Origin of the sequence: Capnocytophaga cynodegmi, assembly GCF_002302475.1 — a bacterium.
In the GTDB taxonomy this organism is placed as follows: Bacteria; Bacteroidota; Bacteroidia; order Flavobacteriales; family Flavobacteriaceae; genus Capnocytophaga; species Capnocytophaga cynodegmi.
Genome location: NZ_CP022378.1, coordinates 1,422,435 through 1,436,669, shown reverse-complemented (window position 1 = coordinate 1,436,669; position 14,235 = coordinate 1,422,435). Strand labels below are relative to the sequence as shown.

The window sequence follows — 14,235 nt, the reverse complement described above, 5'->3', positions numbered from 1 at the left end:
TTGAGTATTCGTTTAAAAATTTTTCCATTTTCAAACATAATACCTTAAACAAATTTACATTTTCTTACGAAACTTATGAAATTTCGACGCCCAAAAGAATGCTAACGGAAAACTTACAATAGTTACTACAATTCCTCCGACTGTCCACCAAAACATCTCTTCAAAAGACAGAATATCAGATTCAACAAACTTCCAAAATGTATAAAAAGAATATGGAAGCGACAGTAGGGAGGTGATTATCACTGGGACATACTTTCCATACACAAGCCATTGAACGATGTGCATCCATAAATGAATGAAAAACGCCATAAATCCGGCAAACCACCAACCATAACTCCCAAACCAAACTGACAAATAACAAACAACTGAAAGCAATAAAAATTCGTGGGCTACCGCTACCGCAAAATCGGCTGTGGAATATGCAAAAAAATTATTGCGAGTCAGGAATTTTTCTAGTTTCGGGAAACGTTGCCTCAATTCATCTCGATTTTTGGAAAGCCACGTCTCGAACATTATTATTTCTTCAAAATCGTGCAGCATAAATACCATAGGAAGTAGCACCATAAGTAAGTGTAGTTCTGACATTTCTATTTAACTGTTAATATGTTGTTTGTCGCATTTAAATCAATCACCATCACATAATCATCTTCATTCTCCTTGATGATGTAAAACCCCATTTTTAAGTACATTTCGGAGGCATAATTAGCTTTTTGTACCGAAAGAGAGGCTTTTTTATAACCTTCGGTTGCGAGTTTATCCAACAAATATCTAAACAATTTTGTTCCAATTCCTTGACTTCGATATTCCGAATAAAGCGAAGTAGAAAGTGAGGGAGTTTGGTCGTCAATATGTCCGTAATCGTTGATTATTCTTGCCCACGCCGCACCAATTATCCGATCTGAAGCTGTCGCCACTACGGCTACATCACCTTTTTGTGAGCCAAAATCAGCAAAGTAGATGCGTAGTTCGGAGTGAAAGACTTTTTATCAGTTATGAAGTCATAATTTGCTAAACGATGTTACTTTCTATCTGTTATGAAGTCATAACTTACCAAACGATGCGACTTTCTATCAATTATGAACTCATAATTTGCCAAACGACGTTACTTTCTATTGATTATTAAGTCATAATTTGCTAAAGGACGTTACTTTCTATTGATTATGAAATCATTATTTAGCACAAGGAAAAGAAACTTATCATTTCCTTATTGATTTAAAATCGCATCAAAACCAGAAAAAACCTCATCGGCTTGATATAACACATCTGCACTTCCAATTCCGATAGCTTTCATTCCTGCCGTTTTGGCTGCTTGAACTCCTGCTTCCGAATCTTCAAAAACCACGCAATCTCCATTTTGCACACCTAATTTTTGAGCGGCAATCACAAAAACTTCGGGGTCGGGTTTGGCCTTGCTAACATCATTTCCATCAACAATGGCATCAAAATACGAAATAATACCGAGCTTTTGCAAAATCGGACGAGCATTTTTACTTGCCGAACCCAAAGCAATCTTTATATTTTTTTGCTTTGCCTGTTCCAAAAATGTTTTTACACCAGGTAAGATATCGTTTTCGTTCATTTGAGCCACATAGCTTAAATAATCTTCATTTTTGCGTGTTGCTAACTCGTTAAATTTTTCTTCGGAAACAGAAACACCTGCCCAATTCAATATTTTTTGAAGCGAATCAACACGGCTTACGCCCTTAAGCTGTTCGTTAAGTTCGTGTGTGAGTTCAAACCCAAATTCTTGTCCAATTTTCTTCCACGCTATAAAGTGAAATTTTGCTGTATCGACGATAACGCCATCTAAATCAAATATATATGCTTTCATTTTAAGTATAAAGTTAAAAGTTTTAAGAAACAAGTACCGAGTTACAAGGATAAAGTAAAAAGGAACAAGTTACAAGTACCAAGCTACAAGGATAAAGTAGAAAGGATAAGGTTGCAAGTGCTATCTGCTAATTGCTAATCACTATTTGCTAACTACTAACCACTATTTACTAATCACTAATCCCTATTGCCTATTTTCCATTGCCTACTTTATAGAATCTTTCACTCCAAGAGTCAAAAATCCTGATAAAATCATCGCTACACCTCCTACAACCAACGCATATACAGGTTCGTTATTAAACAAATTGTGTACGAGAACTCCCAAAATTGTTGCGGCAACTATCTGTGGAAGTACAATAAAGAAGTTAAATACGCCCATATAATACCCCATTTTATCCGAAGGCAATGCCCCAGAAAGAATTGCGTACGGCATCGAAAGGATACTCGCCCAAGCAATCCCTACACCAACCATCGAAACGATAAGGATATTTGGGTCACTTATAAAATACACCGAAATAAGCCCTAATCCTCCCAATAACAAGCAGATAAAGTGAGCAACCTTACGGCTAGTAGCTTTTGCCAAAACAGGGAGTAAAAATGCCACCAATGCCGCTACCCCATTGTACACAGCGAAAAGCAACGTAACCCAATCTGCCCCTTCGTTGTACAAAGGTGATGAAGTATCCGTAGTTCCGTAGATACGCCCCGTTACCGTTGCCGTAGTGTAAATCCACATTGCAAAAAGCGAAAACCACGAAAAAAACTGAACCAAAGCCAATTGCTTCATCGTTTTGGGCATATAAAGCATATCGGTAGTAATAGAAATAAAGCCATTCTCTTTCACTTTTCTTTTATGCAGATAAGACGTAAACAAGAACGAAAATCCTAACATTGCCAATCCGATAGCCAAAATGTACAACTCTTTTTCCATTTTGAAAAAATAAAGAAAAACTGTTGAAATAACCCCCACAACAGCAAAAATTGCTCCGTAAAAGTTTAGTTTTTTCGCTTTTTCTTCGGAAGAAACTTCGTTTTTGTAGGTATTGACATCTTTCTTTTCAAAGGCTTCCAACTCGGCAGGAGAATATTCTTTAGAAGAGAAAACCGTCCATAGTACAGCCACCAGAAAAACGATAGCTCCTGCATAGAATGACCATTTTACCGAATCGGGAATGACCCCTTCGGGAGCTGTATTGCTGATTCCCAAATAATTCGTATAAATATAAGGCAATGCCGAACCTACCACTGCTCCCACTCCGATGAAGAAACTTTGCATTGCAAATCCGGTAGTACGTTGTTCATCAGGCAGATTATCCCCTACGAAAGCACGGAAAGGCTCCATTGAAATATTGATGGAGGCATCCATAATCCAGAGTGTTCCAGCGGCAATCCACAGTGAAGGTGAATTTGGCATAATACACAATGCGATAGAAGAGAGAATCGCACCAATTAAAAAATACGGACGACGGCGACCCAATCGCGTCCACGTTCGGTCGCTCATATATCCAATAATAGGCTGAATAATTAGCCCAGTAACAGGAGCAGCAATCCACAAAATTGGGATATCTTCAACTTTGGCTCCTAATGTTTCAAAAATACGAGATGTATTGGCATTCTGCAAGGCAAAACCAAATTGGATACCCAAAAAACCAAAACTCATATTCCATATTTCCCAAAAACTTAATCTTCGTTTTTCCATAACAGACCTAATTGTATCAAAACCTGATATACTTTACAATCAGATTTTCAAAACACCTAAAAATAAAAAAGGATAAAACTTAAATAAATCAAGATACAACATAAGAGAAACACTGGAGAATTCTCTGCGTTCTACAGATAAACTCCAACCCTTGATTTAATTATTTTTGAGAAGTAAAATTGTTGGTGCAAATGTATGAATATTTTCTTGTAAAACAAAAGAGAGATAAAGTATTTTTAAAATTATTTCTGTATTTTTGCCGAAAGGACTTTTGGTGAACATAAAATTATGAAAATTAACAAACAAGTTAAGTTTTGGTATTATATACGCAATTATGGATTGTGTTTTTTTGGCAATCGTGATGGGGATTATAAAAGACATATTTCAAATTTAAAATCAAAAGTAACTGAAATAGAGCTCAAAAATGTAGAAAGTCGTTTGAATTATTACTGCAAAACCAGTAATGCTTCTGTTTTTTTGTCAGGAAAAAGATCTATTAAAGACCTACGAACGCCTCAAACGCCAAAGGCTTATTATTTTGACACTTATGAGTATGCCCGTTTTTTTGATAAAAACCAACCGATTGACTTTGTCTTTGGTGATGTTACACACATCCCAGATACGCCTTCTATCGTGAAAAGCCGTCCGATTTCTGATGATAATCAAAATAGTGTTTTGCTAAATTTGGACAAAGCTCGACATTTTGTTTGGATAGAAAATGACAAACCTTTCTATGAAAAGAAAAATTTATTGATTGGTAGAGGAGCAATTTATCAACAACATCGATATGATTTTTATCAAAAATATTTCGGTCATCTACTTTGTGATTTGGGAGCTGTAGGCAAGGTTGGAATAACTGAAAGCGAATGGCTTAAACCTAAAATTTCTATTGAAGAACACTTAGATTATAAATTCATTTTAAGTTTGCAAGGCAATGATGTGGCAACAAACTTAAAGTGGATAATGTCTTCAAATTCAGTTGCAGTGATGCCCAGACCTACCATCGAAACTTGGTTTATGGAAGGCACTCTTATCGGAGGAAAACATTATATTGAAATAAAACCTGATTACTCGGATTTAGAAGAACGGCTAAATTTTTATATTTCTCACCCTGAAAAATGTATGGAAATTATAAAAAATGCACACAAACATTGTGAACAATTTTGGAATCAAAATATTGAAGATTTGTGCAGTTTGATGGTTTTGGAAAAATATTTTGATAATTGAAAATGAATCCATTAGTATCTGTTATTATACCTATTTACAATGTAGAGAATTTTGTGGAAGAAACTATCCTTAGTGTTCTTCAACAAAGTTACTCAGCAATAGAATTAATTTTGATAGACGATGGAAGTACGGATGGCTCCGCTGAGGTTTGCCAGAAATACAGCATAGAACACAATGTAGTGTTTATATCACAAACAAATAGAGGAGTTTCTATTACAAGAAACAGAGGAATTCAAGTAGCAAAAGGAGATTACATTTACTTTTTAGATTCTGATGATACTATAGAAAAAGATTTTATTAAAACATCTGTAGAAGTAGCAGAACAAGGGCATTACGACATCATAGTAGTAGGAGAATATTATGGTAGGCGATTTCCAGATGTGGCTTTACTCCCAACTTGTGCACTATTCTTAAGGAAAAGTTTACTAGAAAAATTTGTTGACATTCGTTTTCCAGAAGGAATTCAACCTTGTGAAGACGGCATTTTCTCACATCAACTTTTGGCTTTAACAAATAAAATTGGTTTTAATCCGAAAGGAATATACCATTATCGAATGCACGAAAATCAAAATCATAAAACTATAATTCAACAAACAACTAAAATATTAACAGACATCCCACTATGGCTAAGCATTTTGAATGACTTCTATGTAAAGCAACAGTTATTTGAGCAAAAAAGTTTGCATTTAGCTCTTTTTTTACAATATGAGCCCTTTGACAGGTATCTTAAAATGCCTTTTACAGAAGAACAGAAAAAACAACTTTTTGAGATAATAAATAATTTTTACAATAAAAATGTTGCTCCATACATTACGGAAGAAGAATTTCAAAAATTAAACAAACCATTTCGTCACTTTATAAAGGCTGAAAATCATAAGAAGTTTGATTTATTTTTTGAAAGATATACAAAATTTACCCAGACAAAAGAGTACATTTTTAGGATAGAAACAAAAATAAAATTATTTTTGCTAAAGTTTGTCCCTATAAAAAAAATTCGAAAACAAAAAAGAGAAAAAATACGCTTTGCTATGCGTAATCGCCCTGAATTATGAAAAAAATAGTTTTAATTCAACATACTGCATTTATCAATGGCAGAGGGGGTACAGAAAAAATTTGCTCCTTTCTGGCAAATCATTTCTGTTCTTTGGGCTATGATGTAGAGGTTGCTACCAATGAAAATATACAAGGAAAAGAAGTTTATCCATTAAATAATAAAATTAAACTTGCAAATATATATTCTACTGATATAAAGCAAATTACCCTTAATCCTATATATAGTTATAAAGGAAAAAATCCTTTTTTGTGGTTAAAATATAAATTCCAAAAGAAAAAGGCTAAATTTCTGAATAAAACAATATTAAATAAAGTGGGTGGCGAGGATGAATTGTACAAGTTTAATTTAAGACAGCGATCCAAAGCTTGGAAGAAATATATTGAAATTACCAATCCGGACTTAATCATCACAATGTCAATAGGTTCGTTATTAGAAATCACTTTTGAAAATGAATATGATATTCCTATTATCAATTCCACCAATGGGCGTCCAGACTACGACTATACAGATTTACTTTGGCACAGAAGCAAAATAGATATCTTCCATTTGAAGGAATCGTATAAAAAATTGACAGCTATTCAAATTCTATTTGACAATTATAAAGATTTTTTACCTGAAACATTTCGAGGTAACATTAAGGTTATCGGAAATCCTGCTCCGAAAGTAGAAGATAAAATTACTCTACCAAATAAAGAAAGAAAAATTATAATACATATCGCATCGTTGCAAGTAAGTTGTAAACAACAGGATGTAGCTGTAAGAATTTTTTCAAAAAATGCAAGAAAATATCCAGAATGGGATTTACACTTTTGGGGGGAAGGGAATGATTATCTGTATTTGAAAGAATTGATAGAGAAAGAAGATCTTAGCAATCGAATTTTCTTACACGGATTTACAGACTCACCTCTACAGAAGTTACAAGAGGCGGATATTTTTATCTTTCCCAGTAAGTACGAAGGTTTTCCTCTCGCTCTTATGGAGGCTATGTCAACTGGACTACCCGTCATTGGTTTTACAGACTGTTCGGGAGTAAATCAACTAGTACAACATCAAGAAAATGGTTATTTAGCTAATAATGAGTCAGAAATGGAAGAATATTTGATACAACTTATGGAGGATAGTAATCTTCGCGAATTGATGGGTGCCAAAGGGAAAGAATTTGTAAAAGACTTTTATCCAGAAAAAATAGCCGAACAATGGGAGGAATTAGTTTCTGAAGTAATTAACGGAAGTAAAAAATGAAACAAAAAATACTTTATTTTGTACCTGATTGCCCTGTAGCTGGTGCTGCTGGAAACATCACTCGGTTTAAACAAATGCTCGGTTACTTGAACCAAGCATCTGAGTCGTGCGAGGTAGATTTTGTTTCTATTAGTGATTGGGGCGAATGGAATTCTGATACCATAAAAAAATTCAATACTGTTTATCCAAATATCAATCTTATCCTTTTACCTAGAAAAATAGATAAAAAGAAGGTTCTAAAATCTATTTTTCTGTATAAAATTCCCAATGCTATTCCAAAGTTATTGCGAGGAACAAGTATAGATATTTCAAATCCTTTCCTTCATAGGAAGTTTACCAAAATTATTAACTCAAAACATTACGACAAAATCATTATAAGCTACGCTACTTGGGGAAGTTTGATAAAAGATATTAAATACAAATCTTATTTAATAGTAGACACACACGATTTTATAACAGCTCAGAATCGGAATAAGAAGTCAAAAATAGGCAAATATTTTCAGACAGAAATAGACATAATAAATCGTTTTGACGAAATTTGGACATTTTCTTCTGAGGAAAAGTATATTTTTGAGCAATTTTCAGATAAAAAAGTAGTGCATCAGCCTATTGCTTTTGAACACCAACCTTTGGTAAAAAAATCTGTCTACAAATACGACATAATTTATGTGGCAAGTAGAAATCCGCATAACATCAAAGGGATTAATTGGTTCCTGAACGAAGTTTTGCCTTTGATTGATTCAAAACATAAAGTACACATCATCGGTAGAATAGGACAAGAAATTAAACAACCTTATCACAATGTAACAATACACGGTTTGGTAGATGATATTACAGATTTTTATCAGAACTGCCGAATTACTATTTGTCCAATGCTAAGTGGTACTGGAGTCAAAATCAAAGTTTTAGAATCACTATCATACAATATCCCTGTGGTAACTAATCGCAGAGGTGTTGATGGTTTGTCTAATAAATCCGACAATGGGTGTGTTGTGGCTGATTGTCCGCAAAAGTTTGCAGAAGCTATTAATCAATTAATATCTGATAATGATTATTACAGACATCAACAGCAATTAGCCTTTGACTTTTTCAGCCAAAATCATAATTTAGCCACCGAAAAAAATTTTTTTAATCGATTTTTAAGTTCATAATGATTCTCATAGATTTAGAAAGACTTCGTTATCCAAATTCAGGACTCGCCAATGTATTTAGAAATATAGCTAAAGGCATTGAAACTCAAAACAAACCTTTTGAGGTGTATTACTTTGGCCCTGAAGATGAGTTAGCAAAATACATCAACAGAAATAATATCGTGCCCTACAGAAAATGGCACAAATATTTCGAGAACTTCAGTCAGAATTTTCAATTGATTCACATCAGTAATCAAGGAACGCCTCACTTTAGGAAAAATTACACAAATACCATTAAAATTCTAACACTTCACGATTTAAATTTCTTATATGAAAACCTTACAGAAGCTAAAAAAAAGAGAATATACAATAGAATAAATAAAAGTTTTGAAACCGTAGATTACTTGGTATGTATATCAAATTTTGTAAAAGACGATTTCTTAAAAAACAAACATCTTTTCAACTTTAAAAAACTCAAAGGAGTTTCTGTTATCTATAATGGAATAGAACTTCCAGAGAGTCGAACCTACGAGTTAGGAAAATACAACTTTTTGAAGAATAAAAAATATATTTTGAACATAGGGGTTTTATTTGAGAAGAAAAATCAAAAATCTCTCATTGAAATGCTTCCATACATAGAAGAGGATTTTGTATCAATTTCTTCCGAGGAAAAAGAACCTTACACAAGCGAACTGAAGGAAAGAATTAAGCAGCTGGGAATGGAAAACCGTGTCCATTTTCTAAAGAATGTGTCCGAAGAAGAGAAATATGCAATTATACAGAATTGTAAGGCCCTCTGTCATCCGTCCATCGCTGAAGGATTTGGTATTCCGCCCATTGAGGCAATGGCCTTCGGGAAGCCAGTCTTTTTAAGCAACAAGACGAGTTTACCTGAAATAGGTGGTAGTTTAGCTTTTTATTTTGACAATTTCAATCCAAAAGAAATGGTTGAAACTTATAAAAAGGGAATATACACATTCAACCAAAACGCGAATGATTTTAGTGAAAAAATTAAACTTTGGGCAAAACAGTTTGATTATCAAATAATGGCAAAAAAATATTTGGATTTATACAAAAAAGTACTTGAAGATAACTAATCTAAAACTTCAACCAAAGTAGACATATTTGCGGTAAAAAACCTATAATCCAACTCACAAAACAAACCAAAAGCGTCTTTCCAAACAGATAGATTTGTGAAGAAGCTACCAACCCACTGATAAAAACCAAAGTTGATATTACATACAATAAATCAATATTATAAAATATACTTAAAAATACTGCAAAACCTGTAATTCCTCCCATCAACATTATCGACAGGCTTCCTAACAGCTTGAAAAATTGCATAAATATAATTATAAAGCAACCTAATGCCAGATTTATTATATACAGATACAATATGGGATATTTATCTATCGTTATGATTTTCAGAGCAATAATCACCAAAAGAGAAATATAACCATAAAGAACCCATTTCCGCTTCTCAGCCGAAACTGCAAACGGAGAATCTATCCAATTTATCGTGTACAAAATAAGATATAACAAAGTAGGAGCAGCCACTGAAGCAATAACTAATAGTGTCCAAGCGTTTTTCATTTCTTCAATAGGCAAAAACATAGGGACCGCTAACAAAAAAAGTATTGTTCCATATATGGGAAACCATATTGGGTGAAACAAAAATGATATGACGTAACTTAAATATTTCACTAAAACATTTTATCAATAAAAATCGACAAGTCCTTCTTTTAAAATTTGTAAGAAATTTCGTTTTCTATAGCCCAAATAATTGTATTTCCGAGAAACACATTCTTCAAGAGCCTTAAAATTACGATATTCAAAATCGGAAAGGGTTGCAATTCGTTTATTTTTACTATACAAGTAGATGTAGTGATAGACAAATCCTGTCTCAATATGAGTATCTACATAGAATCCATCAATTTCTTTATCTTGATATGTTCGCCTGATAAGCCCTCCTAAAACATCAAAAGTAAAGTAAGTTTTCTCAAAACGAAAGCGAATAAAAATACGAGAAAACACCCATATTACTGTATAAATGAGAGCAATAAAAAACAAATAATCTGTCCAATGAAACTCCCCTTGTGCATTTTCACAAATCAAGTAAACGAAAAGTGAAGGAACGTAGATAAATAATAAATACAAACTTTTTTTGAAAGAATGTTTACTACTAATAGGCTGAAATTCCTTTCGGGGTTTCTTATCCTTCTTGTTTTTATATATTTTCCGAGCCATCAGGTAATTACCTTATTTCTGAATCATCCGTTGAAGTTCATTAAGTTTCATCAGTGCCTCAACGGGAGTTAATGTATTGATATCCAACTGCAAAATCTCTGACTTTATTTCTTCCAGAAGTGGGTCGTCCATATTGAAAAAGCTAAGTTGCATTTCTTTTTGAGCTGATTTTAACTTTTGTGAAGTATCTTCCGAAGCGTGTGAACTTTCCAGTTTTTTGAGCATTTTATTGGCCTTCTGAATAACAAATTGAGGCATTCCTGCCATTTTTGCTACGTGAATACCAAAGCTATGAGCAGACCCACCAGAAACTAACTTTCGGATAAACAATACATTATCCTTAGTTTCTTTGACTGAAACGTTGAAGTTTTTAATCCGCTCGAAACCATCAGTCATTTCATTAAGTTCGTGATAATGTGTTGCAAATAAGGTTTTTGCCTTCGATGGATGTTCGTGCAAATATTCAGCTATTGCCCAAGCGATAGAAATCCCGTCGTAAGTACTTGTTCCTCTGCCTATCTCATCAAGTAAAACTAAACTTCGTTCTGATATATTATTCAAAATCAGGGCTGCTTCGTTCATTTCAACCATAAAAGTTGATTCTCCCATTGAAATATTATCACTAGCCCCAACACGCGTAAAAATCTTATTCACAATACCTATTCGTGCTGAATCAGCCGGAACAAAACTTCCAATCTGTGCCAACAAAACAATGAGTGCAGTCTGACGCAAAATCGCAGATTTACCTGACATATTGGGTCCTGTAATCATTATAATTTGCTGTGAATCACGGTCAAGATATACATCATTGGCGATATAAGGAACGCCCACAGGCAATTGTTTTTCAATGACTGGATGCCTTCCATCTTTGATATCTAAAATGAATGACTCGTCCATTTCAGGGCGATTGTAATTATTTTCAAGAGCAAGTGAGGCAAATCCGCAGAGGCAATCCAACTGACCAATAAGCGTTGCATTTTGCTGTACCTGAGCAATATAATTTCCTATCGAAATAATCAATTCGGCAAAAATAGCTTGTTCAAGTTGTGCTATTTTCTCTTCTGCTCCTAAAATTTTAGCTTCGTAAGTTTTTAATTCCTCCGTGATGTATCTTTCGGCATTAACGAGGGTTTGTTTACGAATCCAATCTTGCGGAACCTTGTCTTTGTGCGTGTTACGAACCTCAATATAATATCCGTGAACATTGTTATAATCGATTTTTAAAGAAGAAATTCCAGTTTTTTCGGTCTCTCTTTTGAGCATCTCGTCCAAATAGGCTTTCCCTGAAACAGAAAGTTTGCGAAGTTCGTCCAATTCCGCAGAAACTCCTTCTTTTATGGCATTCCCTTTCAGAATATTGACCGGAGCTTCCTCATTAAGCGTTACGGCAATCTGATCACAAAGCTCTTCACACGAATGCAATTTATCGGCTAAAACATTCAAATCGTGATTTTTAGCTTGATTGCATATTTCTTTTATCGGAGGAATCATTTCCAGTGAATTTTTCAGCTGAACGACCTCACGAGGCGTAATCTTCCCTGTCGCAACTTTTGAAATAAGTCGCTCAATATCACTTATTTTTGAAATATGTTCTTTAATCTTTTGCAACGCATCAATATGCCCCATAAAGTGCGAAACCACCTCGTGACGTTGCTTTATTTTGGCGATATCCTTCAACGGAAGTGCTAACCAGCGTTTTAAGGTTCGGCTACCCATTGCAGAAATCGTTTTGTCAATGACGTCCAAAAGGGTTACCGATTGGCTGGAAGTTCCTGTATAAAGCTCCAAATTGCGAATAGTGAACTTATCCAACCATACGTAAGCATCTTCCACAATCCACTGAATGGAAGTAATATGTTGTAATTTATTATGTTGTGTTTCAGATAGATAATAAAGAATAGAACCCGCAGCTAATAAAGATTCTGTAAGTTCCTCTACGCCAAATCCTTTTAAAGAATTGGTTTGAAAATGTTGCGTTAGAATTTGACGAGCGTAATCCTCCTTGTACACCCAATCTTCTAAAAAGAAAAGATGAAAATCATCACCAAAACTTTCTGTAAACTCTTTTTTTTGCTTTTTCGCCACCAGAATTTCGCTCGGCTTGAAGTTTTGTAATAGCTTATCAATGTTAGCTTTATCTCCTTGTGCTACCAAAAATTCGCCTGTGGAAATATCCAGAAAACTGACTCCGTTTATATTTTTTGCAAACCATACGGAAGCCAAAAAGTTGTTCGATTTTGAATGAAGAATATCATCGTTTAAAGCTACACCAGGGGTAACCAGCTCAGTAACACCGCGTTTCACGATGCCTTTAACAGTCTTAGGGTCTTCAAGTTGGTCACAAATTGCAACCCTATAACCCGCCTTGACTAATTTTGGCAAATAGTTGTTTATTGAATGATGCGGAAAACCAGCAAGTTCCGTGCGTTCGCTACCATTATTTCGGTTGGTAAGCACAATATCAAGCACTTGGGCAGCCTTTACAGCGTCCTCACCAAACGTTTCATAAAAATCCCCCACCCTGAAAAGCAACAACGCATCAGGATATTTTGCTTTAATCTGATTGTATTGCTTCATTAAGGGAGTTTCTTTCTTAGTCTGCTTTGCCACTGTGTTTTTGTTTTTTATTGATTTTGTTTAATCCTGATGAGTTTAATATTTTTCGAATCTTATGTTTACTTTTTCTTGTTATATAACTTCTGTTAAAATAAAACAATGTTATCACCAATCCTATGAAAATCAGAAATATTGAAGCAAACAGGTGAATAGGCGAAAAAATTGTATTTAGAAACATAACAATAAGAAAAATCACTAAATTGATTGTAGCCAACAAAAGACTTGCTCTCCCGTGTGAAAGTGCCATATAATCAATCATCACGTGATGAATATGATTTCGGTCAGCTTTGAAGGGTTTTCCGTCTCGAATGGTTCTTGCAATGAAAACACGTGTGGTATCAAAGAAAGGAATAAAAACGATAGCCAATAAAACCCATATTTTATTAAGCGGATTGATGTATGCTTTTTCCAAATCTGTGGAAGACAACGAGAGAAACTTTAATGCCAAAATACCAATAATGAAACCCACAACCATTGAACCAGTATCTCCCATAAAGATTTTCTTCTTGGAAGATAAATTATATCTTAAAAAAGCCAATAAAAAACCAATACACAAAACTGAAAATAAGAAATAATATATATCTTCAGATTGATAAAAAACATAACCAAAACACGCAAAGATAACAATACCTACCATTGCCGCCGAACCATTGATTCCATCAATCAAATTAAAAGAATTAACAATAGTCATTACAACGAAGCAACTGAAAAGTATTGAAAACCAGAAGGGAATTTCGTCAAACCACAGAAAACCAGACAAAGAATATATTCTCATTTCTGTTCCGAACAAAAGTAGTATGAAAGTAGCTGCAATTTGGGCGACGACTTTAGTACTTGGATTTACACCCGTTAAATCGTCTTTAAGCCCTAAGAAAAACATAATACTAACACCCGAAACTACATTAATTCCCGTATAATTAACATCATACCTACCAATGAAAAAGAGGGTAAAAATCAAGCTGATATAGAAAGCTATACCCCCCATTGTTGGTGTTTTTTGTGAATGAGAACTTCTTTCGTTGGGATTATCCATCAAATTTCTTTGCCTCACAACATATATGATACTGGGCATTGCCAAATAACAGACCGCAAATGACAACACAAAAATCCAAATTGCGGTTATTTCTGGACTTTGTAAAAAAGTAAATTCTTTCATATTAGTATCTGCACCGAGCAAAGGTAAGGAAATA

Annotated in this window: 13 protein-coding genes; 5 read left to right on the top strand and 8 right to left on the bottom strand. The window is 34.2% G+C overall.

The window, feature by feature from the left end; genetic code table 11:
* Positions 1 to 54 precede the first annotated feature (54 nt).
* The 4 genes from CGC48_RS06315 to CGC48_RS06300 form a co-directional block, all read right to left on the bottom strand.
* Positions 55 to 585: an HXXEE domain-containing protein gene (locus tag CGC48_RS06315; RefSeq protein ID WP_098028904.1), complete on the bottom strand. Its 531-nt coding sequence runs from the start codon at positions 583 to 585 to the stop codon at positions 55 to 57.
* Between the two features lie 2 nt (positions 586 to 587).
* A complete protein-coding gene (locus CGC48_RS06310; protein WP_098028903.1) occupies positions 588 to 959 on the bottom strand; it encodes a GNAT family N-acetyltransferase in 372 nt (123 codons plus the stop codon).
* A 245-nt stretch (positions 960 to 1,204) separates the two neighbouring features.
* Complete coding sequence (gene pgmB, locus CGC48_RS06305; protein WP_098028902.1) at positions 1,205 to 1,831, bottom strand: beta-phosphoglucomutase; 627 nt, start codon at positions 1,829 to 1,831, stop codon at positions 1,205 to 1,207.
* Between the two features lie 204 nt (positions 1,832 to 2,035).
* A complete protein-coding gene (locus tag CGC48_RS06300; RefSeq protein WP_098028901.1) occupies positions 2,036 to 3,529 on the bottom strand; it encodes an MFS transporter in 1,494 nt (497 codons plus the stop codon).
* 288 nt (positions 3,530 to 3,817) lie between these two features.
* Between CGC48_RS06300 and CGC48_RS06295 the strand changes: the two genes are divergently transcribed.
* Genes CGC48_RS06295 through CGC48_RS06275 form a run of 5 tightly spaced genes read left to right on the top strand, consistent with a single transcriptional unit; the run spans position 3,818 to position 9,279 of the window.
* On the top strand, positions 3,818 to 4,756 hold the full coding sequence (locus CGC48_RS06295) for a glycosyl transferase family 90 (protein WP_098028900.1): 939 nt from the start codon (positions 3,818 to 3,820) through the stop codon (positions 4,754 to 4,756).
* 2 nt (positions 4,757 to 4,758) lie between these two features.
* Positions 4,759 to 5,808 (top strand): glycosyltransferase family 2 protein, encoded by a 1,050-nt coding sequence (locus CGC48_RS06290; protein ID WP_232780460.1) that lies wholly within the window; start codon positions 4,759 to 4,761, stop codon positions 5,806 to 5,808.
* On the top strand, positions 5,805 to 7,052 hold the full coding sequence (locus tag CGC48_RS06285) for a glycosyltransferase (protein ID WP_098028898.1): 1,248 nt from the start codon (positions 5,805 to 5,807) through the stop codon (positions 7,050 to 7,052). The genes CGC48_RS06290 and CGC48_RS06285 overlap by 4 nt, the downstream gene beginning before the upstream one ends.
* Positions 7,049 to 8,203 carry a glycosyltransferase gene (locus CGC48_RS06280; RefSeq protein ID WP_098028897.1) on the top strand — a complete coding sequence of 385 codons (1,155 nt, stop codon included), beginning with the start codon at positions 7,049 to 7,051 and terminating at the stop codon, positions 8,201 to 8,203. Before CGC48_RS06285 ends, CGC48_RS06280 begins: the two co-directional genes overlap by 4 nt.
* Positions 8,203 to 9,279 (top strand): glycosyltransferase family 4 protein, encoded by a 1,077-nt coding sequence (locus CGC48_RS06275; protein WP_098028896.1) that lies wholly within the window; start codon positions 8,203 to 8,205, stop codon positions 9,277 to 9,279. The genes CGC48_RS06280 and CGC48_RS06275 overlap by 1 nt, the downstream gene beginning before the upstream one ends.
* Before the next feature lies 1 nt (position 9,280).
* Here CGC48_RS06275 and CGC48_RS06270 read toward each other — a convergent pair whose 3' ends face one another.
* From CGC48_RS06270 to CGC48_RS06255, 4 genes are all read right to left on the bottom strand, one after another.
* Positions 9,281 to 9,775 carry a hypothetical protein gene (locus CGC48_RS06270; protein WP_232780459.1) on the bottom strand — a complete coding sequence of 165 codons (495 nt, stop codon included), beginning with the start codon at positions 9,773 to 9,775 and terminating at the stop codon, positions 9,281 to 9,283.
* 123 nt (positions 9,776 to 9,898) lie between these two features.
* Complete coding sequence (locus CGC48_RS06265) at positions 9,899 to 10,429, bottom strand: hypothetical protein (RefSeq protein WP_098028895.1); 531 nt, start codon at positions 10,427 to 10,429, stop codon at positions 9,899 to 9,901.
* A 12-nt stretch (positions 10,430 to 10,441) separates the two neighbouring features.
* Positions 10,442 to 13,006: a DNA mismatch repair protein MutS gene (gene mutS, locus CGC48_RS06260; RefSeq protein ID WP_198537164.1), complete on the bottom strand. Its 2,565-nt coding sequence runs from the start codon at positions 13,004 to 13,006 to the stop codon at positions 10,442 to 10,444.
* Between the two features lie 16 nt (positions 13,007 to 13,022).
* A complete protein-coding gene (locus tag CGC48_RS06255) occupies positions 13,023 to 14,201 on the bottom strand; it encodes a glycosyltransferase family 4 protein (RefSeq protein WP_198537128.1) in 1,179 nt (392 codons plus the stop codon).
* Positions 14,202 to 14,235 lie beyond the last annotated feature (34 nt).

Excerpts from the sequence above, each read along its gene's own strand:
- CGC48_RS06315 (WP_098028904.1), bottom strand. The coding sequence starts at position 585 with ATGTCAGAACTACACTTACTTATGGTGCTACTTCCTATGGTATTTATG.
- pgmB (WP_098028902.1), bottom strand. The coding sequence starts at position 1,831 with ATGAAAGCATATATATTTGATTTAGATGGCGTTATCGTCGATACAGCA.
- CGC48_RS06300 (WP_098028901.1), bottom strand. The coding sequence starts at position 3,529 with ATGGAAAAACGAAGATTAAGTTTTTGGGAAATATGGAATATGAGTTTT.
- CGC48_RS06295 (WP_098028900.1), top strand. The coding sequence starts at position 3,818 with ATGAAAATTAACAAACAAGTTAAGTTTTGGTATTATATACGCAATTAT.
- CGC48_RS06290 (WP_232780460.1), top strand. The coding sequence starts at position 4,759 with ATGAATCCATTAGTATCTGTTATTATACCTATTTACAATGTAGAGAAT.
- CGC48_RS06285 (WP_098028898.1), top strand. The coding sequence starts at position 5,805 with ATGAAAAAAATAGTTTTAATTCAACATACTGCATTTATCAATGGCAGA.
- CGC48_RS06280 (WP_098028897.1), top strand. The coding sequence starts at position 7,049 with ATGAAACAAAAAATACTTTATTTTGTACCTGATTGCCCTGTAGCTGGT.
- CGC48_RS06275 (WP_098028896.1), top strand. The coding sequence starts at position 8,203 with ATGATTCTCATAGATTTAGAAAGACTTCGTTATCCAAATTCAGGACTC.
- CGC48_RS06270 (WP_232780459.1), bottom strand. The coding sequence starts at position 9,775 with ATGAAAAACGCTTGGACACTATTAGTTATTGCTTCAGTGGCTGCTCCT.
- CGC48_RS06265 (WP_098028895.1), bottom strand. The coding sequence starts at position 10,429 with ATGGCTCGGAAAATATATAAAAACAAGAAGGATAAGAAACCCCGAAAG.
- mutS (WP_198537164.1), bottom strand. The coding sequence starts at position 13,006 with ATGAAGCAATACAATCAGATTAAAGCAAAATATCCTGATGCGTTGTTG.
- CGC48_RS06255 (WP_198537128.1), bottom strand. The coding sequence starts at position 14,201 with ATGAAAGAATTTACTTTTTTACAAAGTCCAGAAATAACCGCAATTTGG.